The 20201-nt window shown below is 48.8% G+C and carries 20 protein-coding genes and 1 rRNA gene; 2 read left to right on the top strand and 19 right to left on the bottom strand.

Translation table 11 applies throughout. The annotated features are described in order from the left end of the window. Positions 1-34: 34 nt before the first annotated feature. From AC0YN3_RS31275 to AC0YN3_RS31235, 9 genes are all read right to left on the bottom strand, one after another. Positions 35-559 (bottom strand): NYN domain-containing protein, encoded by a 525-nt coding sequence (locus AC0YN3_RS31275; RefSeq protein WP_441946561.1) that lies wholly within the window; start codon positions 557-559, stop codon positions 35-37. Positions 560-562: 3 nt separating this feature from the next. Further along, positions 563-1318 carry a 23S rRNA (guanosine(2251)-2'-O)-methyltransferase RlmB gene (gene rlmB, locus AC0YN3_RS31270; protein ID WP_475778795.1) on the bottom strand — a complete coding sequence of 252 codons (756 nt, stop codon included), beginning with the start codon at positions 1316-1318 and terminating at the stop codon, positions 563-565. A gap of 44 nt (positions 1319-1362) precedes the next feature. Then, complete coding sequence (locus AC0YN3_RS31265) at positions 1363-1797, bottom strand: Mini-ribonuclease 3 (RefSeq protein ID WP_475778794.1); 435 nt, start codon at positions 1795-1797, stop codon at positions 1363-1365. Beyond that, positions 1794-3236: a cysteine--tRNA ligase gene (gene cysS, locus AC0YN3_RS31260; RefSeq protein ID WP_475778793.1), complete on the bottom strand. Its 1443-nt coding sequence runs from the start codon at positions 3234-3236 to the stop codon at positions 1794-1796. Before cysS ends, AC0YN3_RS31265 begins: the two co-directional genes overlap by 4 nt. After that, entirely contained in the window at positions 3233-3991 is a 759-nt protein-coding gene (gene cysE / locus AC0YN3_RS31255) for a serine O-acetyltransferase (protein ID WP_475778792.1), read from the bottom strand. Before cysE ends, cysS begins: the two co-directional genes overlap by 4 nt. 421 nt (positions 3992-4412) lie before the next feature. Continuing rightward, positions 4413-5885 carry a glutamate--tRNA ligase gene (gltX, locus tag AC0YN3_RS31250; RefSeq protein WP_475778791.1) on the bottom strand — a complete coding sequence of 491 codons (1473 nt, stop codon included), beginning with the start codon at positions 5883-5885 and terminating at the stop codon, positions 4413-4415. A gap of 75 nt (positions 5886-5960) precedes the next feature. Then, positions 5961-6443 (bottom strand): 2-C-methyl-D-erythritol 2,4-cyclodiphosphate synthase, encoded by a 483-nt coding sequence (ispF, locus tag AC0YN3_RS31245; RefSeq protein ID WP_475778790.1) that lies wholly within the window; start codon positions 6441-6443, stop codon positions 5961-5963. After that, complete coding sequence (gene ispD / locus AC0YN3_RS31240) at positions 6440-7159, bottom strand: 2-C-methyl-D-erythritol 4-phosphate cytidylyltransferase (protein ID WP_475778789.1); 720 nt, start codon at positions 7157-7159, stop codon at positions 6440-6442. Before ispD ends, ispF begins: the two co-directional genes overlap by 4 nt. Positions 7160-7306: 147 nt before the next feature. Beyond that, positions 7307-8404 carry a PIN/TRAM domain-containing protein gene (locus AC0YN3_RS31235; RefSeq protein ID WP_475778788.1) on the bottom strand — a complete coding sequence of 366 codons (1098 nt, stop codon included), beginning with the start codon at positions 8402-8404 and terminating at the stop codon, positions 7307-7309. Between the two features lie 176 nt (positions 8405-8580). On the opposite strand from AC0YN3_RS31235, the gene AC0YN3_RS31230 reads away from it, so the two are divergent. Beyond that, positions 8581-8976 (top strand): nucleoside triphosphate pyrophosphohydrolase family protein, encoded by a 396-nt coding sequence (locus AC0YN3_RS31230; RefSeq protein ID WP_138756310.1) that lies wholly within the window; start codon positions 8581-8583, stop codon positions 8974-8976. A 67-nt stretch (positions 8977-9043) separates the two neighbouring features. On the opposite strand, the gene AC0YN3_RS31225 is transcribed toward AC0YN3_RS31230, so the two are convergent. Further along, positions 9044-9676 (bottom strand): HD-GYP domain-containing protein, encoded by a 633-nt coding sequence (locus AC0YN3_RS31225; protein WP_475778787.1) that lies wholly within the window; start codon positions 9674-9676, stop codon positions 9044-9046. A 148-nt stretch (positions 9677-9824) separates the two neighbouring features. Between AC0YN3_RS31225 and AC0YN3_RS31220 the strand changes: the two genes are divergently transcribed. Further along, the gene (locus AC0YN3_RS31220) at positions 9825-10787 is read left to right on the top strand and encodes a tyrosine-type recombinase/integrase (RefSeq protein ID WP_475778786.1); all 963 of its coding nucleotides are present in this window, start codon (positions 9825-9827) and stop codon (positions 10785-10787) included. A gap of 290 nt (positions 10788-11077) precedes the next feature. Here AC0YN3_RS31220 and pssA read toward each other — a convergent pair whose 3' ends face one another. The 9 genes from pssA to rrf all read right to left on the bottom strand — a co-directional run. Then, positions 11078-11824, bottom strand: a complete 747-nt coding sequence (gene pssA / locus AC0YN3_RS31215; RefSeq protein WP_475778785.1) for a CDP-diacylglycerol--serine O-phosphatidyltransferase — start codon at positions 11822-11824, stop codon at positions 11078-11080. 86 nt (positions 11825-11910) lie between these two features. Then, on the bottom strand, positions 11911-12987 hold the full coding sequence (gene disA / locus AC0YN3_RS31210; RefSeq protein ID WP_183571348.1) for a DNA integrity scanning diadenylate cyclase DisA: 1077 nt from the start codon (positions 12985-12987) through the stop codon (positions 11911-11913). Between the two features lie 11 nt (positions 12988-12998). Next, positions 12999-14366 carry a DNA repair protein RadA gene (gene radA / locus AC0YN3_RS31205; protein ID WP_475778784.1) on the bottom strand — a complete coding sequence of 456 codons (1368 nt, stop codon included), beginning with the start codon at positions 14364-14366 and terminating at the stop codon, positions 12999-13001. Positions 14367-14712: 346 nt separating this feature from the next. Continuing rightward, positions 14713-15090 (bottom strand): antibiotic biosynthesis monooxygenase, encoded by a 378-nt coding sequence (locus AC0YN3_RS31200; RefSeq protein ID WP_475778783.1) that lies wholly within the window; start codon positions 15088-15090, stop codon positions 14713-14715. A 127-nt stretch (positions 15091-15217) separates the two neighbouring features. Further along, entirely contained in the window at positions 15218-17677 is a 2460-nt protein-coding gene (clpC, locus tag AC0YN3_RS31195; protein ID WP_475778782.1) for an ATP-dependent protease ATP-binding subunit ClpC, read from the bottom strand. Positions 17678-17679: 2 nt separating this feature from the next. Continuing rightward, on the bottom strand, positions 17680-18759 hold the full coding sequence (locus AC0YN3_RS31190; RefSeq protein ID WP_475778781.1) for a protein arginine kinase: 1080 nt from the start codon (positions 18757-18759) through the stop codon (positions 17680-17682). Positions 18760-18787: 28 nt separating this feature from the next. Beyond that, positions 18788-19309: a UvrB/UvrC motif-containing protein gene (locus tag AC0YN3_RS31185; RefSeq protein WP_475778780.1), complete on the bottom strand. Its 522-nt coding sequence runs from the start codon at positions 19307-19309 to the stop codon at positions 18788-18790. A 35-nt stretch (positions 19310-19344) separates the two neighbouring features. After that, positions 19345-19806: a CtsR family transcriptional regulator gene (locus tag AC0YN3_RS31180; RefSeq protein WP_138756318.1), complete on the bottom strand. Its 462-nt coding sequence runs from the start codon at positions 19804-19806 to the stop codon at positions 19345-19347. Between the two features lie 290 nt (positions 19807-20096). Further along, positions 20097-20201 (bottom strand): 5S ribosomal RNA (rrf, locus tag AC0YN3_RS31175); the annotation flags it as partial.

Raw genomic sequence — 20201 nt, 5'->3', positions numbered from 1 at the left:
CGCAAGATAAGCAAACACCGCCGCAATCCTTCCATTATTTTTCGCCGCGTCTCAGCTTTTCAAGTTGGCTGCGAATTTCAAGGCTAACAATTCCATCAACCGAATTGCGCGTGCCAGGTTTATCTTCCCGGAGCGACTGTTCTATGTTTTTCCGGTTTTGTCCAATATCGATGAGCAATTCACGGGCTGAAACCCTAAGCGCGCCTTTGCCGAAAGCAACATGCTGCTCCACCAAATCCGATGTGGCTACATAAATGTTCCTGCGACGCACATACAGCTCTGAGCATAGACGCTCGATGCACTCGTCAGCTGTTTCCTTTTCTTTCGTATATACGATAGTCAGCTTATGATGTCTATACGTTGCGCCGAGTCCCGGAACTTGATGCGCATCGAATACGACGTATACCTGCATCCCCGTAAAGCCTTGATAGTCTGCCATCATGTCCAGCAGCTTGTCCCGTGCTTCCTCAAGGTCATACTCCTTCAGCTTCTCTAGCACGGGCCAAGCGCCAATCATGTTATAACCATCGACTAACAAAATATCGTCCTTCCGGTTCATCACCTAAAGGCTCCGGCGTTGGCGTACAACCTCATACATAAGAACGCCTGCCGCTACAGAAGCATTCAAGGAGTTCAACTGCCCCAACATTGGCAATTTAACAAGGAAATCGCATTTCTCCTTGATCAGTCTTCCCATTCCTTTGCTTTCATTGCCGATAACCACAACGAGCGGCATGTCGAATTTCATTTTGTACACGTCCTGCGAAGCGCTCAGGTCCGTACCAGCTACCCACACCCCAGCCTCTTTCAGCTTATCGATGGTTTGAGCGAGGTTCGTCACGCGAGCAACCGGTACATGTTCTGCCGCTCCGGCTGAAGTTTTCAGCACCGTGGCCGTTAAGCCCGCGGACCTTCTTTTCGGAATGATCACGCCATGAACCCCAGTGCACTCTGCCGTACGCAATATCGACCCCAGGTTATGCGGATCCTCGATCTCATCGAGCAACAGAATAAAAGGAACTTCATCCCGCTCCTTCGCGCGTTCAAGGATTTCCTCTACCTCGACATAAGCAAATGCGGCTGCCTGTGCAACTACCCCTTGATGCGTAACCCCAGGCGTTAAGCTATCCAGCTTTCTTTTATCAACGAACTGTACAACGATCCCGAACTTTTTCGCTTCCGCCACAATCGGCTGCGTCAGTGTTTTCTGTGCGCCGTCGGCAATCCAAATCTTATTGATTTCCCGTCCGGAGCGCAAAGCTTCCAGCACCGGGTGTTTACCCGCAATCATCTCATCTTGTATCGTTTCTTCCGTCATTCGGTTACCCTCCTCGTATCTTTATAGTATCGTGCAAGGCTTTTTTAGCCTTCGACTGGCTGTTGTTTACCGATCGCAACCGAAAATAGCTCATGTATCCGTTCGATGCGACCTTCATAATAGAGATAACCGACTAAGCTCTCCAAAGCCGTTGCAAGGCGATAATCTGCGAGGTCCGCATTTTTGGGAGGTGCTCCCGATTTCGAATTGCGGCCGCGGCGAACGATGTCTGCCTCTTCTTCAGTCAGATGCGGCTGCCATAGATCAAGCACCTTTTTCTGGCCTTTGGCCGAAACAAACTTAGTTGCCTCTTTGTGAATATGATGGGACTTTTGGTTAGGAAGCGATATTAAATACTGCCTCACCAAAAGCTCGAACACGGCATCCCCCATATATGCAAGGATGACGGGGTTCATCAGCTGCGGCGTTTTGGAGGGTGCATGAAACAATAGTGCGTTCGTATCTATGCGCTCGCTCATTTGCGCCGCCAGCGGATACCCTGAGGCGTATCCTCAAGGACAATGTTTTTCTCTGTGAGCAGCACCCGAATTTCATCCGCTCTCGCCCAATTTTTCGTAGCTCTTGCTTCCGTACGCTCTACGATTAGCTGTTCGATATCCGCGTCAAGCAGCTCTGAGTCCGCCTGCTGCTGCGGCAGCAAGCCAAGCACCGCATCCATGTGCTCGAGCAGCGTGAGCAGAGCATTAACTCCGCCTGCGGCTGCTTCGGATCGATTGAGATATTGATTCGCCTCGGCAACCAAATCAAATACGGAGGTGATTGCGTCTGGCGTATTGAAATCATCGCTCATTTTGGCATGGAACTGGTCATGAATAACTTTCAGCCTCGCATCGAGCTCTGCATCCTCAGATGCGACAAGTCCAGTAGTTCCTACTGCCGCTTGGCTTGCTCCGCCTGCAGACGCTGCAAGCCTATGCCTAAGGTTGACCGCGCAATTAGCGATCCGCTCCACGCTATTTTCCGCTTGCGCTACCGTATCGTCGCTGAAATTAAGCGGGCTGCGGTAATGCGTAGAAAGCATGAAGTAACGAATCGCATGGGGTTTAACCCGCTTCACAAGCTCATGCACCGTTATGCCGTTGCCAAGCGATTTGGACATTTTCTCATTATTGATATGAATATACCCGTTATGCATCCAATAATTCGCCAGCGGCTTTCCTGTCAATGCCTCGGATTGCGCCACTTCGCATTCGTGGTGGGGGAATTGCAAATCATGCCCGCCTCCGTGAATATCGAGCGTATCGCCAAGGTAAGCGCGAGCCATGGCCGAGCATTCAATGTGCCAGCCTGGACGACCTTCCCCAAAGGGACTTTCCCACTTAATCTCTCCCGGCTTCGCGCCTTTCCACAATACGAAGTCCTGCTGATTCTCCTTCCGGTCGCCAATCTCGACACGGATACCAAACTGCAGCTCCTCGATGTTCTGATGCGACAGCTTGCCATAATCAGCGAAAGCAGCTGTCCGGTAATAAACGTCGCCATCGCTCATATATGCATAGCCTTTGTCGATTAGACCCTGGATAAACGCAATAATTTGAGGAATATGCTCCGTTACGCGCGGATTAAGCGTTGCCTTGTGCACGCCAAGCGTTTCAATGTCTTCATAAAATGCCGCAATGAACTTTTCCGCTACTTCCGGCACCGTAGTGCCAAGCTGTTCGGCTTTGCGGATAAGCTTGTCGTCCACATCCGTAAAGTTAACGACGTATTGCACGTCATTCCCGGACGCCTCCAAATAACGCCGCACAACGTCGAAGAAAATAACAGGGCGTGCATTGCCAATATGGATATAATCGTACACGGTTGGACCGCATACATACATTTTGACCTTACCCGGTTCTTGGGGCACAAAAGGCTCTTTAAGCCTTGAAACTGTATTGTAAATGGATACTGTCATTTTCGTATCTCTCCTCCGGCCACTGGTTCCCGAAGCTGCTTCAGCTCGGTTTTTAATTCATCAATTTCCTTCTGCATCGTACGGAACATTTCGATTACCGGATCCGGGAGCTGCGTATGGTCTAGACGGTCGCCTACCCGCTCGCCGTTTCGCTTCACGACGCGCCCAGGATTTCCGACTACCGTACAATTCGTCGGCACTTCCCGAAGCACAACCGCATTGGAGCCTATATTGGAAAACTCGCCTACTTGGAAGGAGCCCAGCACCTTCGCTCCGGAACCAATAACTACATTATTACCAATTGTCGGGTGGCGCTTACCTTTTTCCTTGCCAGTTCCGCCCAGAGTGACGCCTTGATAGATCACGACGTCATCGCCAATCTCGCAGGTTTCCCCGATAACGACACCCATGCCATGATCAATAAACAACCGATCGCCGATTCGCGCGCCTGGATGGATCTCTATCCCTGTCATGAACCGGCTTACCTGAGAGATCATTCGAGCTATCGTGAACCAGCCTTTTCGGTATAACGGATGAGCAATACGGTGTGCCCATATGGCATGCAAGCCCGAATAGGTGAAAACAACCTCGAAGCGGCTGCGTGCAGCCGGATCATTCTCAAAAACCGCTTGGATGTCCGATCGAAAGTGACGAAACATAAGCAATGCTCCTTTTTTCATGCGCTCATAAATTTCCAATAAAAAAAGCCCCTGCAGCATATTATGCTGCAGAGGCGTGCAATCTCGCGGTTCCACTCTGCTTGAACAAGCAAGGCGACGCTCAGCCTTGGATCATTCATCTCAAAGTCTTTAACGCAGACGATACGTTGCTGCCTACCCTGCCCAGTCCCATGTACGCCTTCAAGAACGATTATGCGTCTCCGCCTAATCCTACTGATCGTGCATGTCATGCTGAAGCAGCTCGGAACAAAGCTCCCAGGTGCATATTTCCGTTCGGCGGACCAGACAACTTGCAGCCCCACCCGAGTCTCATAGCCGCACCAAAATGGGGGGCGTCGATTCGAATGACGGTTGTCCTCTCTGCGAATCCACAAGCAAACGTACTTCTCCTGTTCATGGCCGTTCGATTCATTCTTCTATTAGTCATAGTATACCGAATACCCAAAAATGTGACAAGGGTATTCTATCCGTACGTATTGCTTTACCCTAACGGCCGTTAAACTGACCGACTAGCCAGACGATCCCGAAGACGCTTAACAACCTTCTCTTCGCCAAGCAAAGCAAGTGATTGATTAAGGTCAGGACCATGCGTCTGTCCAGTCAGCGCTGCCCGGATCGGCATGAATAGCTGCTTGCCTTTGAAGCCCGTTGCTTTCTGTACGGCTTTAATCATGTCCTTGATGCCGTCAACCTCGAATGGCGTCTCGCCCGCTTCAACAAGCGTCAAGAAAGCGTCAAGCACGGCCGGAACCTGCTCCTCCGCCAGAACGGCTGCCGCCTCTTCCTCGTCCACCACCGCATCGCGGAAGAAAAGCTCCGTCATCGGCACGATATCCGAAGCGCTGCGCAGCTTGTCTTGATGCAGGGCAACTAAATCCGTCACCCATGCGCGTCCAGCAGCGTCGAGTTCACTCTCAATGCGGCCTGCCTGCTGAAGGTGCGGCAGACATAGATCAACCACTCTAGCCGTGTCGGCTTTTTTCAAATATTCGTTATTCATCCAGCTTAGCTTCTGCGTATCGAATACGGCAGGGCTTTTGCTTAATCGATCCGCATTGAACACGGAGACTAGCTCCTCGCGCGTAAAGATCTCCTGCTCGCCCTCTGGTGACCAACCTAATAGCGTAATGAAATTAAACATCGCTTCGGGCAGATAACCTAAATCGTCATACTGCGAAATGAACTGAATAATGGACTCGTCGCGTTTGCTTAGCTTCTTGCGCTGTTCATTCACGATAAGCGTCATATGTCCGAATATAGGAGGCGCCCAGCCAAAAGCTTCATAGATCATCAGTTGGCGCGGCGTATTCGAAATATGGTCTTCGCCGCGGAGCACGTGGCTGATTCTCATCAAATAGTCGTCCAGCACAACCGCAAAGTTATACGTAGGAATGCCATCCTTCTTCACGATGACGAAATCGCCCATTTCGGCCGTATCAAAGCTTATCGAGCCTTTAACCAGATCATCAAAAGCATAGGTACGTCCTTCCGGCACGATAAAACGGATGCTCGGTATGCGGCCTTCCGCTTCGAAAGCCTGACGCTGCTCCTCGGTCAGATGGCGATGGCGGCCGGAATAACGAGGCGTCTCACCGCGTTCAGTCTGCTCTTCCCGCTCCTGCTCCAACTCTTCTTCCGTGCAGTAGCAGCGGTAAGCAAGACCCCGATCCAGAAGCTCTTGCCAATATTTGCTGTATATGTCGAGGCGCTCTGTCTGCCGATACGGTCCATAGCCGCCTCCAATGTCGATGCTCTCATCCCAATCGATGCCCAGCCACTTCAAATACTTGAGCTGGCTTTCTTCCCCGCCCGCTACGTTGCGCTTTACATCGGTATCCTCGATCCGAATGATGAATTTGCCGCCTTTGTTTCTTGCATACAAATAATTGAATAAGGCCGTTCTTGCGTTGCCGATATGTAAATGGCCCGTCGGTGACGGGGCATAACGAACTCTTACCTCTGCTGTCATCTCCAATTACCTCCTAAAAGTTTAGCTAGCGATTGCCGGTCTCCGCAAGCAATGCCTCTCCATGAATAAATCCGATCATATCACATCCATGATTAGACAAACAACGGATTGCGCCGCAATCCCTTCGCCGCGTCCCGTGAATCCAAGCTGCTCTGTTGTCGTTGCTTTGACGTTCACCTGTGAAATGTCCGCTTCCAGCGCTTTTGCAATGATGGCCGACATTTGCGGAATATACGGCAGCATTTTGGGCCGCTGGGCTATAATCGTCGAATCGATATTGCCAAGCTTATAGCCGCGCTCGCGCACGAGCTTCCATACGTCCTCAAGCAGCTTCAAGCTGTCAGCATCTTTGTAGGCTGCGTCCGTGTCAGGAAAATGCTTGCCGATATCACCAAGCCCAAGCGCGCCTAGAATGGCATCCGTAATCGCATGAAGAAGCACATCCGCGTCTGAATGGCCTAGCAACCCCTTTTCATAAGGAATCGTAACCCCGCCTATTATACATGGACGACCCTCTACCAATTGATGCACGTCAAACCCTTGTCCCACTCGAATCATCTTTGCTCACCTTTCCCCTCTGCCCTATCGGCACGACGCTTCGCAAGCAAAAATTCCGCCCACGGCAAATCCTCAGGCGTCGTTATTTTAATATTGGTGTATTCCCCTTCAGCGACCGTGACGTTCACGCCCATGCGCTCAACCACCATCGCATCATCCGTCCCAACGAACCGCTCCGCCAAAGCGCGCTCATGCGCTTCCAGCAGCAAGACACGCCGAAAAGCCTGCGGCGTTTGTATCGCCCACAAGCTTCGGCGGTCTGGCGTAGAGACGATCACACCCGCTTCATTGACTTGCTTAATCGTATCTTTAACAGGAACGGCGAGTACGGAGGCACCGCTTTGTTCCGCTTGCGCACAGCAAGCGCGCACAGCCTCAGCGGTGACAAGCGGACGTACCCCGTCATGGACCATCACCCAGTCCGTTGACAGCACCTGCAGCCCGCAGTGTACGGAATGCTGCCGCTCTGTTCCTCCGGCTACAACTGCCGTTACTTTCGACATTCCATATTCCTTCACCCAATCGCGGCAGCGTTCCACATCGTCGCTTCCGACGACAAGCACCGCTTCCTTGACCCAATCCAGCGACTGAAAAAGATCTAGCGTATGAACAAGTATAGGCTTGTCCGCTAGCTGCAAGTATTGCTTGCTTTCCTTCGTTCCCATCCGCGTGCCTTTACCGGCCGCTACGATGATGACTCCCCAATCTGCTCCCATGCACCGACCCGCCTCATACCGTGTTAAAGGATATGCGTCTATACAGCCTTCCTTATAGCTGCCCTATCCTTCACCGCGAAACGAGCTATTGCCGCCATGGAGCGGCGTCAGCCGTTTGCGCCTAAACAATAGTACTATCATACCTTGTTATAGCGCTTTTTCCAACAGCTTCGGCTTTGCAAATATCATTCTTCCTGCTGAGGTTTGCAGCACGCTGGTCACGAGCACTTCCATCGTTGTTCCAATGTATTCGCGGCCGCCCTCAACTACGATCATCGTGCCGTCATCCAAATAAGCGACGCCTTGCCCATGCTCTTTACCGTCCTTTATCACTTGTACGATGATTTCTTCTCCCGGTAACACAACTGGTTTTACTGCATTAGCCAAATCATTGATATTGAGCACGGAAACGCCCTGCAGCTCGCAAACCTTGTTTAAATTGAAATCATTGGTTACGACTTTCCCATGCAGCGCTTTAGCTAACTTCACAAGCTTGCTGTCCACCTCGCCAATCTCTTCGAAATCCCCTTCATAAATCAGAACTTTCACATCAAGCTCTTTTTGAATTTTGTTCAAAATATCAAGCCCGCGGCGTCCTCTATTGCGCTTAAGCAAATCGGATGAATCTGCAATGTGCTGAAGCTCCTCGAGCACAAACTCCGGAATGACCAGCGTGCCTTCAATGAAACCAGTCTTGCAGATATCCGCAATCCGGCCGTCAATAATTACGCTCGTATCGAGTATCTTATGTTCCTCGTAGCCGCCAGCCTCGTCGGCTGCAGGAGCAACCCTGCGCTTCTCCAGCATGGCAGCAAACCCGTCTGCAATCTCCTGCTGCTTATTCAAGCCAATGCGCATGCCCAAATAACCAAAGCATACCATCATTGCTGCCGGGATTAAGCTTCCGAGTCCTTCAAGTCCCGATACCGCTGGATAGATCAATACAGTAAGCAATAAACCTGCAAGAAGCCCTCCCGCGCCCGCGATAAGCTGCTGCATGGGAAGCTCAGCCGCCTGCTCGGCTCCCTTTTGCATATAACGGATAATTTGACCTGCGAGCATCGTTGCCACAACTACACCAAAAACCGCGCCAATGGCTACATTCATGTAATAAGTGCCGGATCGCTGCAGCATACCGAAGGATGAGCCTGACCATACGGCCGCTCCATTCACCCATCCGTATACCTCGCCACCTGCCATACCACCGAACAACATCCCCATCAATTGAATAATTCGTCTAACCATTATGGTTCACCTCCACTACAATTATGTTCCAATAATTGCCTTGTTAACCGTGGGGGCGCCTATTAATTGCAAACATTTATAAATTTTAATAATTCACATTTTGTAAACAGACGGGATCAAGCTTATAATGGAGTTAAAGATTTCAACATACGAGGTTGGTGAAAGAGGTGGAACCGATGAGCGCTCCTACACTGGATCAATTTCAGCAGCAAGTATCCGAATTGCTGCTTAGGCACCGCAGCTTGTTAGATGTTATGTCCAAGTTCGGACAATCCGGCGCTTCGGTCAATCGCGCAGTCACGAAAGCAGTCACTGACTGCGGCTGTATCGAGCTGAACGCACGTAAGCAGCAATATTCGGATGAACTGAATCTTGAGAACGCCAAAACGACGCTGCAAAGTCATCTTACCGGCGCCGTTTGCGAGCATTGCCGTGACGCGCTTAAGAATGATTTAGGTCGCAATCTGTTTTACATGACTGCTTTGTGCAACTTGCTGGATATTCAGTTGGATGAGGTTATTGCAGATGAGTACGACAAATGCTCAACATTGGGTCTGTTTAATTTAACGTAGCATACAATGACGGCAATCAGCTTAAAGCTTTGGGGAGCCTCTCTCCAAAGCTTTTTTTATTTCCGCTTTATTTCACTTTATCGTAGATGCCGTTGAAATAAATCCCTATCTCATGCTCCGGAAGCTCCAGCACCAAATCAACGATTTCCGCGTCAAATTGCGTATTCCGGTGTCGCTCAAGCTCTGTGTAGGCTTCGGATGCAGTCAGCGGTTTTTTATAAGGTCGCATGGATAACATCGAGTCCAGCGCATCGATAACCGAACAAGCTCTTGCAAACAAAGGAATTTGCTCGCCCTTCCTGCCCTCCGGATATCCTGCTCCGTCATATCGCTCATGATGAAACCTTACTAATTGCAAAATATTTTCGTCATAAAAGGCTTGGTTTCGAAGGATCTCCTCGCCATAGACAGGATGCTTGCGAAGTACGCTCCATTCCCAGTCATTCAATCTCTCTTTTTTATGCAAAATATCGTTCGGCACCTTCGTTTTCCCTACGTCGTGAAGAAAGCAGCCTCTAATGAACACAGCGTGCTCCTTCTCGTCAATCGGTAAATATGGAACAACAATTTCGGCTAACAAAGCTACTCTTACACAATGTCTGTATGTAGCAGGACTCTTATACATCAAGTACTTCATCCAACTGCCCGCGCCCGTATGCTGCATAGAAATCACTTCCGCATAGCTCTGACTAATCGTCATCCGCTTCTCCTCTTCAACCGAATTAAAATGACAATTCAGTTGCCTTTGTAACTTTTTTTGTAAATCATAGTCTATAGATTAGAAAAAATATACATACAGCGGGGTGTCGCATAATAACAGTTATACGACAACAAGAGGAGGATATCTGATGAGATCGGAAGCTATTTTCGAAGAAAAAGCTTTATTGCACGTAATGCCAGAGAACGAACCACGCTTTACAGACGAACAAAAAATCCAAATGTTTTTGAGCAGCAGAAGCCAATCCCAACATACCTACAAAAGCTACTTCAGAGCAATCGAACGCTTTCGCCTGTTCATATCCGGAAGAAACCTGAATGATGTTTCGTGGCGAGAAATTGAGGCATTCAAGCTCTTTTTGATGTCCATAAAAAACGAGAAAACCGGGCTTCCGCTAGCTCCTGCTACCGTCTCTGCCATTATTGCGGCTCTCAAATCTTTATATAAATGGGGCTGCGATCCCAACATTGGCTTGTTTAAACAGAACCCGACCAGCAGCGTCCGCCTCCCCGTTATTCCCTTAACAAGCAAAAAGCATTTTCTAACAAAAAACGAAGTTGGCAAGCTTCTGCATTTTCTACAGCATGACAATGAACGCAACTATTTAATTGCTTTGAGTCTTCTCCTGCTTGGACTGCGCGTCTCGGAGCTATGCGCAATCAAATGGTGCGACTTCTACTCCGACCCGTTAGAATCCACCGTGTGGCTTACGGTTACGAAGGGAAAAGGGGGGAAAATAAGAGATATCAAGGTCCCTCGCCATTTATGGATGCTATACTCTCGCTATCTCGACCGCCAGCCCCATCTAAGCAGTCGCTCAGATGTCGTTATATTCGGTATAACTTCAAGGCAAGTTGAGCGAATGATCAAAATTTCATGTTCCAAAACCGGACTGGACAAGCCCGTTACGCCCCACTGGTTAAGGCATACTAACGCAACGCTCGCCCTGCTTAACGGTGCCTCTCTGCAGCAGGTTCAAGAAAGCTTAGGCCACGCGCATATTAATACGACGCAACGCTACCTGCACACGGTTGAACAACTCGCCAAATCGGCTTCTGATTATGTAGAGGAGGTATTAATTAACTATATCTAAAAGACTGGACCAAAAGGTTCTTTTGACCTAGACAACCGCTCTCAACGTTGTTAAGATGGTATTAATGGCATATAATAGTAAGTAGCGAATTCGTTTAAAGTGTCTAAATTTGTCGTATAACTGTTATTATGCGACTACCCATCTGAAAATATAATATTTTTTTCATTAATTCTTCCTTACATACCGCAATAATAATCAAACAACTCATTAATAAACAAAAAATAGCGATTCTAAACACATTTGACTGTGTTCGAATCGCTATTTTTTCTTGTTTCATATTTATTTGCATATCATGCAGGTTTTTCTGATTGGACGGTATCATCGACAACCTCGTCGCGCTTCTTACGTTTCCGATTCCGCTTGGGCAACCGGCGATCAACGTTTTTTTTTAGGCCGTACAGCGCATATAACAGCAGCGGTACAAACAGTATTTTGGAAAGATCGTTTTTGAAAAATAAACCAAGCACCACAGCCACTACAACGATAATCGGTACAACCCAAACCGCACTTTTCGGAATGCCGACTTTCTTGAAGTTTGGATATTTAACCGTACTCACCATGAGCAGGGAAAGCACAACCGTGCTTGTTAACAGTATAGAAACATAAATGTCGTCTTTGAATAAAGCCATTGTCGCTAGGACGCCTCCAGCGGCCGGTATGGGGAGACCGATGAAATATCCTGGAGCGCTTGAAATCACATTGAAGCGAGCAAGCCGCAGTGCGCCGCATATGGGAAATAACGCCGTAACAATCCACGCCAACGCGGGACTAAGATCTTGAAAAGCAACTACGTACATAATAAAAGCTGGTGCTACGCCAAACGAAATGACATCGGATAATGAGTCAAGCTCCTTACCGAATTCGCTCTGAACGTTCAGCGCCCGAGCAACGCGTCCGTCTACACCATCAAGCAGCATGGCGATCAAAACCATCATTGCCGCTGTATCTGGTTTTTCATTAAATACAAGAATGATGGCGATTACTCCTAAGAATAAATTCCCCACCGTGAGAAGGCTCGGTATCGATTTTGCGATCATCTTTTCCACCTCTTCTCTACTATGCCCCAAAACACGAACGAATGCACGAGTTCGTACAGAACCACATTCAATCTATTGTATGGGATTTAGATTTGCCTGTCAATGAACATCTGCTCTTGAATTCGCTTAAGGCCCTCTTTGATCGCACGTGCGCGTACTTCTCCAATGCCCTCTACCTCATCCAGCTCTTCGATTGTCGCCATCAGAATATGAGGCAGGCGTCCAAAACGCTCGATTAAGTTATTCATGATGATGAGCGGTAACCGCGGAATTTTGTTCAGTAAACGATACCCGCGAGGGGAAACGGATTCATCATTCATATTGCTTGTATGTTGGTAACCAATGAGCCGAATGATTGGCGGTGCATCCAATAGCTCATCCGAGCTTAGTTTTTTCAGACCAGCACGAATTTCCCGGATTTTCTCATCCGAATTCTCTTTCGCATAGTCTTTAAGTAAGTACCAGGCATCCTCTTCCACGCCGCCGACCAGCTCATCCATTTGCATGCTGATTAGGCGGCCTTCCGTACCAAGCTCATTCACGTAGCGTTTGATTTCCATTTTTATGCGCAGCACCATCTCTACGCGCTGGATGACATGAGCCACTTCCTGGAGGGTAACCAGTTCCTCGAACTCAAGCGCCGATAAATTCGTAAACGATTGGCTGAGTACCGCTTTGTATTTCTCCAGCGTCTGAATCGCTTGGTTCGCTTTCGTTAGTATGACGCCCATGTCTTTCAGAGAGTATCTGAGGTTACCTTGGTAAAGCGTAATGATATTGCGCCGCTGGGATATTGAAACGACCAGCTTACCGGTCTGCTTCGCCACGCGCTCCGCGGTACGATGCCTAATGCCCGTTTCTATCGACGGTATCGAGCTATTCGGGATAAGCTGCGTGTTCGCATACAATATCCTGCGCATATCCTCGCTCAGTATAATCGCGCCATCCATTTTGGCTAGCTCATACAAATAGTTAGGCGAGAAGTCGCAATTGATGGAGAAACCTCCGTCGACGACCTCCATTACCTCAGGACTGTAGCCTACAACAAGCAACGCCCCCGTTTTGGCCCGAAGCACATTCTCAAGCCCATCACGAAAAGGGGTACCTGGTGCGACTAATTGCAACAATTGATTCATTATTTCAAGCTGAGTAGGTTCTTTCATCGTCTGCCCCCCTATCCAAGCGCTGCCTTAAGTGCTTCCGACACTGTGCCTACGCCAATAATTTCAATACCTTCGGGCGGCTTCCACCCTTTTAGACTTTTCTCCGGCATAATAACGCGTTTGAAGCCCAGCTTCTCTGCTTCTTTCACCCGCTGTTCCGCCCGTGATACTGCGCGAACCTCGCCCGTAAGCCCAACCTCGCCGAAAATAACGTCGTATGGCTTCGTTGGCGCGTCTCGAAAGCTTGAGGCGATGCTGACTGCAGCCGCGAGATCGACTGCCGGCTCATCCAGTTTTACACCGCCTGCCACATTCAAATAAGCATCCTGCGTTTGTAAAAACATTCCGTTGCGCTTCTCGAGCACCGCGATAATGAGCGCCATGCGGTTGTGATCGATACCCGTTGACATTCTTCGCGGGGATGGAAAGTTAGTTGTCGCCACGAGTGCCTGCAACTCCACGAGTACGGGTCTCGTTCCTTCCATGCTCGCTACGACCGTTGAACCCGATACGCCAAGCGGCCGTTCGGATAAGAACAATTCCGAAGGGTTCGAAACCTCCCGAAGTCCATCCTCGCCCATTTCGAAAATGCCGATTTCATTCGTCGAGCCGAAACGGTTTTTGACCGCCCGCAAAATGCGATAAGTATGATGGCGTTCTCCTTCGAAATATAGAACGCAATCGACCATATGCTCGAGCAATCTTGGGCCGGCAATAGCCCCTTCCTTCGTAACGTGGCCAACCAGAACCGTTGCAATTCCTTTAATTTTGGCTACTCTCATGAAATGCGCCGTGCATTCACGAACCTGCGACACGCTTCCAGGCGCAGATTGCACATTGGGGTCATATACGGTCTGTATGGAGTCGATAACGAGAAAATCCGGCTGCAGCGACTCGATCGCATCGTTAATTTGCTCCATATTGGTCTCGCATAATACATACAGCGATTCCGTCAAGGCACCAAGGCGATCCGCTCTAAGCCGCGTTTGCCGTACCGACTCCTCCCCCGAAATATAAAGAACCTTTAGCCCTTTTACGGCAAGGGCATGCGAGGTCTGGAGCAGCAGCGTTGACTTCCCGATACCAGGGTCACCGCCGACAAGGATGAGTGAGCCCGGCACAACGCCTCCGCCTAACACGCGGTTTAGCTCAAGCATCCTTGTTTCAATACGAGGCTCTTGCCCACTTTCTATATGTATGATGGACTGCGGCTTTTCTTTCGCATGAAACGAAGACAATCCGACTCCCTTCGTTTTTACGACCGTTTCCTTCTCTTCCACCATGGAGTTCCATGCATGGCAGCCCGGGCATTTGCCAAGCCATTTCGCCGATTCGGTCCCGCATTCTGAACAAACAAACTTCGTTTTTATTTTGGCCATTCTATACTCCTTAAACGTTATGGGTTAGCGTGAATAGATGAAGCCATCCCTAGCGATTGTGCTTAAAATGACACTATATAAAGTTTACCATTTTATCCCCCATGTATAAACCCACATTGTGAACGAAAAAAAGGCGATAACCTATCTATTATTCGTTAACCACAGTTAAACCTATCCCATTTACCCGTTTTTTTATTTCATCCACAGACTTACCAACAACTTATCAACATTATCCACAAGCCATCAACATATCCCCATATCGGATAATTGAAAAAACGGCATAAAAAAGGCCCCCTTTATCCACAGTGGATAAGAGAGCACTCCCATAGCTTTATGTCCGTATCATTCATTTAGCATCCGCCACGCCTTCGCTGTGCTGTACGATTCCCGCTTGTCTGGCAACCAATACGCGATGCGTAGTGAGCTGCGAACCGAGCATGACGCATTCGGTTTGCTCCCCATTCGCGGACTGCTGCGCACCCTTGCCCTTGTATGCATGTGCCTGCCGGAAGGAATCACTGTTCACCCAGCCCTCAAACGAAGCTTTATTCTCCCAAGTCGTGCTGACCTTCAGCTCATCGTACTCCTCTAGCCCTTCCGTGAACAATACCTCCATTCGCAAAAAACCTGGGGATAAATCAATTCCCTTTGAATTTTCGAATCGGTTAGCCACAGTCTCCCCATAGCCTTTTTTTACTTTTATCGTATTGGTAACAACTATCATCGTTGTTCCTCCTATTGTATCGCATCCTATTCATTATACGATAATGATTCTCATTGTCAATTAATTGCATAATAAAAGCTGTCCCGCAAACGATATTTCTATTTGCGGGACAGCTCGCGCTAAACGATTATTTGGTTGTGGATTCCTCAGGCTCTTGTTCCGGAATAGACTTGCTGACCGTTAAGCCGCCGTCTTTTTCATCGATCGTGAACGTATCGCCTTTTTGAATTTTGCCCATTAGCAGATCCTCCGACAAGCGATCCTCGATATGCTTTTGGATAGCTCGACGCAATGGACGTGCTCCATATTGCGGATCGTAGCCTTCTTTTGCAAGAAACGCTTTGGCAGCATCCGTCAATACGAAGTCAACCTCTTGCTCGCGCAGGCGCTTGCGGAGCTCCTCTGACATAAGCGTTACGATTTGAGCAATATGCTCCTCACCAAGGGAATGGAACACGATGCTCTCGTCGATACGGTTCAAGAACTCAGGACGGAAGCTTTTCTTAAGCTCTGCCATGACTTTGTCTTTCATTTGCAAGAAATCGCGTCCTGCATCCTGAACCGCTGTGAAGCCTAAGGAAGAATTCTTTTTGATCTGATCGGCGCCGACATTCGAAGTCATGATGATCAATGTATTGCGGAAGTCGACCACACGTCCTTTCGAATCGGTCAATCGGCCATCTTCAAGTACTTGCAGCAAAATATTAAATACTTCCGGATGGGCTTTCTCGATCTCATCGAGCAAAACTACGGAATAAGGCTTACGGCGTACCTTCTCAGTCAATTGGCCGCCTTCTTCATAACCGACGTAGCCTGGAGGCGCTCCAACTAGACGGGACGTAGAGTGCTTCTCCATATACTCCGACATATCGATTCGGATAACGGCATTCTCATCACCGAACATTGCTTCGGCAAGCGCTCTTGCCAGCTCTGTTTTACCTACACCAGTCGGACCTAGGAATATGAATGAGCCGATAGGACGCTTCGGATCCTTCAAGCCTGCGCGAGCACGGCGAATGGCTCTCGAAACCGATTTAACCGCATCCTCTTGACCGATGATACGATCATGGAGAATATCTTCCATCTTCAGCAAGCGCTCGGTTTCGCCTTCGGCCATTTTGCTTACCGGAATTCCTGTCCAGCTTGCTACGACCTGAGCAATATCCTCGGGCGTAACTTCGGAATCGGTGCGCCCTTGTTTTTCTTTCCACTGGTTTTTCGTAATGTCGAGCTCTTCGCGAATTTTTTGCTCCGTATCACGAAGCGCCGCTGCTTTCTCGAACTCCTGGCTCTGAACCGCTGCATCCTTTTCTTTGCGGATATCCTCAAGACGGTTTTCTAGTTGCTTCAAGTTAGGAGGTACCGTGTATGAGTTCAAACGCACCTTGGATCCAGCTTCGTCAATAAGATCAATCGCTTTGTCCGGCAGGAACCGATCCGGAATATAGCGGTCAGACAACTTCACCGCTTGCACAATAGCTTCATCCGTAATTTTCACACGGTGATGTGCCTCGTAACGGTCACGCAATCCGTACAATATTTGTATGGCTTCCTCAGGTGATGGCTGATCCACCGTAATCGGCTGGAACCGGCGTTCTAACGCCGCATCCTTCTCGATGTACTTCCGATATTCATCCAGCGTCGTAGCGCCGATGCATTGCAGCTCGCCGCGTGCCAATGCAGGCTTCAGAATATTCGAGGCGTCAATCGCCCCTTCAGCCCCGCCTGCACCAATAAGTGTATGAAGCTCATCGATGAAGAGAATAATATTGCCTGCTTGCCGAATTTCGTCCATGATTTTTTTCAGGCGATCCTCGAACTCGCCGCGGTATTTTGTGCCGGCTACGACCGAGCCCATATCTAGCGTCATTACGCGTTTGTCACGCAATGTTTCAGGAATCTCATTTTCAATAATTTTCTGGGCAAGGCCCTCGGCAATGGCTGTTTTACCAACGCCCGGTTCACCAATCAACACGGGATTGTTTTTGGTACGGCGGCTAAGCACTTGAATAACGCGCTCAATTTCCTTGCTGCGCCCGATTACAGGGTCCAAATTCCCTTCTTTTGCATAGGCAGTCAAATCTCTGGCAAGACCGTCCAGCGTCGGCGTGCTTACGTTGGCCGGAGATCCGTGGTTGCTTGATACGGCCTCACTGCTGCCTAGAAGCTGCAATACTTGCTGACGGGCCTTATTAAGGCTAATGCCCAGATTATTGAGTACGCGTGCTGCCACGCCTTCTCCCTCACGAATTAGGCCGAGCAGAATATGCTCCGTGCCTACATACGTATGTCCAAGCTTTCTTGCCTCATCCATCGAGAGCTCAATTACTTTTTTCGCGCGAGGCGTATAGGCAATATTGTTAGGCTGCTCTTGACCGCGGCCGATCAACGCTTCAACCTCGTCCTGAATTTTTTCAAGCCCGAGACCCAGCCCGATTAGCGCTTTTGCTGCAATGCCTTCCCCTTCGCGGATAAGACCAAGTAAAATATGCTCCGTACCTATATTGTTATGTCCTAGACGAACCGCTTCTTCCTGCGCCAATGCCAGCACCTTCTGTGCTCGCTCCGTGAATCTTCCAAACATCATAGTTACGCACCCCCATGGCCTTTTTCCACACGCAATTGATTGCGTATGAGTTCTGCTCTCCTGAAATCCCTCTGGTCTGGACTCATCTTCTCATCGAAGGTTTGCTGTAAGAATCCAGGCTGAGTCATCACTAAGAGCTCGTTTAACACTTGCGGCGTGACATCCGGCAATATGCCGAGGTCTGCACCGAGTCTTACGTCAGACAGCCGCTGTGCAGATTCTTTCGAGTCCATGATCTGGGCATGTGACAATATCCCGTACGATCTTTTCACGCGATCTTCTGTCCTTAATCTTGAATCATGCATCAGCCGCTTGCGGGCAGCCTTCTCATGCTCAATAATCTGCCTTGCAACGCCGTATAAATTTTCAATGATTTCATTCTCCGATTGTCCTAGCGTAATTTGGTTCGACACCTGAAATAAATTGCCAAGCGCCTCGCTCCCTTCGCCATACAATCCTCTAACGGCTAATCCAACCTGCGTTACCGCTGACAATATGCGGTTAATTTGCGACGTAAGCACGAGCGCCGGAAGATGCATCATAACCGAGGCCCTAATGCCGGTTCCTACATTCGTCGGACAAGTCGTCAAATAACCGCGTTTCTCATCAAAGGCATAATCCGCAGATTCCTCAAAAATATCGTCAATTCCGCTGGCCAATGCCCATGCTTCCTGGATTTGAAAACCCGGATACAGACATTGAATGCGCAAATGATCTTCTTCGTTAATCATTATGCTAACAGATTCGTTATCGCTCAAAATAACGGCCCCGCATCGCGAATCATTCGCTAAATTAGGACTGATTAAATGCTTTTCAACAAGCACCCTTTTATCAAGCTCACTCAAATCCGATAATACGATCGTCTCAAAAGAACCAATAGACTGCAGCTTCCCGCTCTGACTTACTTCTGTCAGCTGATCCATTACATCCTTGGATTGCTGATTTGTTGCAAGCAGCGGAAAAGGCTGATGACGTAAATTACGCGCTACCCGCACTCTGCTGCTTATGACTATTTCGGATTCGGGGCCAGTGTCCTTCATCCATTCACTAAGCGCATGCTGTGAGAATCGATGCTTAGTCAAGAGGATCTTTCACTCCTTCTATGCCAGCCTACAGGTCTGCAATTTTTCGTTCCAACTCGCGTATCCGGTCACGCAGCTGCGCTGCGCTCTCGAACTCCTCCTGATCAATCTTCTCTTGCAGGTTCCGCCTTAGCTCTTCAATTTCCCGTTTGCACTGGATTTGACCGCCTGAGCGCCTCGGAATCTTGCCGCTGTGCACGGTACTGCTGTGAACACGCTTGAGCAGCGGATCGAGCTTGCTTTCAAACGCTTGATAACAGGAGCTGCAGCCGAAACGACCAATCTTGCTGAACTGCGTATACGTAAGGCCGCATTCCTCGCATTGAAGCGTTGGCTGCTTAATACCGACGATACCCGAACCGCCTAACTGTTCGAAGTCAAGAAGACCTGACAATAAGCTATGAATGGAAAAACTATTCGGCGCGCCAGGAATGCCTTCCCCCTTCTCACGAGCACAGCTTTCACAAATGTGAAATTCGGTTTTCTCACCATTAACGATTTTTGTAAAATGAAGCGTAGCCGGCTTTTGGCCGCATTCTTGGCAAAACAAGCCTGATCCCTCCTCCCGGTATTAACGGCTGTTCGTCATTTAACGAGCAGTGAGATAAGCATAGACCTAAGCAACCGCGCCCGAATTTCATCTCTTAACGGCAGTTTAAGCGCGATCGTATCGCGATGGACTGCCGCACGAAGCAAATTCCCTTCGCGTTTGGTAATAAGCCTTGCTTCCTCAAGCTGATAAATAAGTCCTTCCGCCGCACCTTGGTCCACGCATTCCCCCACCGTTTCCTCGATGTGGAACTGAATCGCCTTCAGTGCCGGAAGATCAATCCGTTGTATTCGGATATAGCCTCCGCCTCCGCGCTTACTTTCAACCATGTATCCTTTCTCCATGGTAAATCGAGTACTGATTACATAATTGATTTGCGAAGGTACACAAGAAAATTTGTCAGCCAAGTCATTACGTTGAATTTCTACTGCGCCCTCCGGACTATCCTGGAGCATATGCTTCAAATACTGCTCGATGAGATCGGAAATGTTTCGCAAACCACCAACCTCCCTGAGAAATAACCAATAAAACTAAAATTGAAACAAATCAAACTTATCGATGCTACAATCAAATCAGTCATACACCAAATATTCGGACAATTGACTTTGACTTTCTTTGACCTTGATTTTATTATATGCAATTTCCGCAAAAGGTCAAGTGCTCCTTAAAAATCATTTTCTATTAGCTTGGTGTCGTTGCAAGCCGTTTATACATATGTCTGAAGAAAATAAGTCAAAATAAAGGGTAAAACAAAAAACCTACCGCATAAATGCGATAGGATTCTCGTGCTTGGCGACGTCCTACTCTCCCAAGACCCTGCGGTCTAAGTACCATTGGCGCTGGAGGGCTTAACGGTCGTGTTCGGTATGGGAACGCGTGGTTCCCCTCCGCC

It is taken from the genome of Paenibacillus sp. J22R232 (assembly GCF_056269165.1).
Note: the sequence above shows the minus strand (reverse complement) of the source record. Positions and strands in the feature narration are given on the sequence as shown.

What these genes read in the sequence shown, in the direction of transcription:
- AC0YN3_RS31230 (WP_138756310.1), top strand. Translation starts at nt 8,581, where the DNA reads ATGAGCGCTCCTACACTGGATCAATTTCAGCAGCAAGTATCCGAATTG.
- radA (WP_475778784.1), bottom strand. Translation starts at nt 14,366, where the DNA reads ATGGCCAAAATAAAAACGAAGTTTGTTTGTTCAGAATGCGGGACCGAA.
- AC0YN3_RS31225 (WP_475778787.1), bottom strand. Translation starts at nt 9,676, where the DNA reads ATGACGATTAGTCAGAGCTATGCGGAAGTGATTTCTATGCAGCATACG.
- ispF (WP_475778790.1), bottom strand. Translation starts at nt 6,443, where the DNA reads ATGATTCGAGTGGGACAAGGGTTTGACGTGCATCAATTGGTAGAGGGT.
- clpC (WP_475778782.1), bottom strand. Translation starts at nt 17,677, where the DNA reads ATGATGTTTGGAAGATTCACGGAGCGAGCACAGAAGGTGCTGGCATTG.
- cysS (WP_475778793.1), bottom strand. Translation starts at nt 3,236, where the DNA reads ATGACAGTATCCATTTACAATACAGTTTCAAGGCTTAAAGAGCCTTTT.
- ispD (WP_475778789.1), bottom strand. Translation starts at nt 7,159, where the DNA reads ATGGGAGCAGATTGGGGAGTCATCATCGTAGCGGCCGGTAAAGGCACG.
- AC0YN3_RS31235 (WP_475778788.1), bottom strand. Translation starts at nt 8,404, where the DNA reads ATGGTTAGACGAATTATTCAATTGATGGGGATGTTGTTCGGTGGTATG.
- rlmB (WP_475778795.1), bottom strand. Translation starts at nt 1,318, where the DNA reads ATGACGGAAGAAACGATACAAGATGAGATGATTGCGGGTAAACACCCG.
- AC0YN3_RS31220 (WP_475778786.1), top strand. Translation starts at nt 9,825, where the DNA reads ATGAGATCGGAAGCTATTTTCGAAGAAAAAGCTTTATTGCACGTAATG.
- gltX (WP_475778791.1), bottom strand. Translation starts at nt 5,885, where the DNA reads ATGACAGCAGAGGTAAGAGTTCGTTATGCCCCGTCACCGACGGGCCAT.
- pssA (WP_475778785.1), bottom strand. Translation starts at nt 11,824, where the DNA reads ATGATCGCAAAATCGATACCGAGCCTTCTCACGGTGGGGAATTTATTC.
- disA (WP_183571348.1), bottom strand. Translation starts at nt 12,987, where the DNA reads ATGAAAGAACCTACTCAGCTTGAAATAATGAATCAATTGTTGCAATTA.
- AC0YN3_RS31275 (WP_441946561.1), bottom strand. Translation starts at nt 559, where the DNA reads ATGAACCGGAAGGACGATATTTTGTTAGTCGATGGTTATAACATGATT.
- AC0YN3_RS31200 (WP_475778783.1), bottom strand. Translation starts at nt 15,090, where the DNA reads ATGATAGTTGTTACCAATACGATAAAAGTAAAAAAAGGCTATGGGGAG.
- AC0YN3_RS31265 (WP_475778794.1), bottom strand. Translation starts at nt 1,797, where the DNA reads ATGAGCGAGCGCATAGATACGAACGCACTATTGTTTCATGCACCCTCC.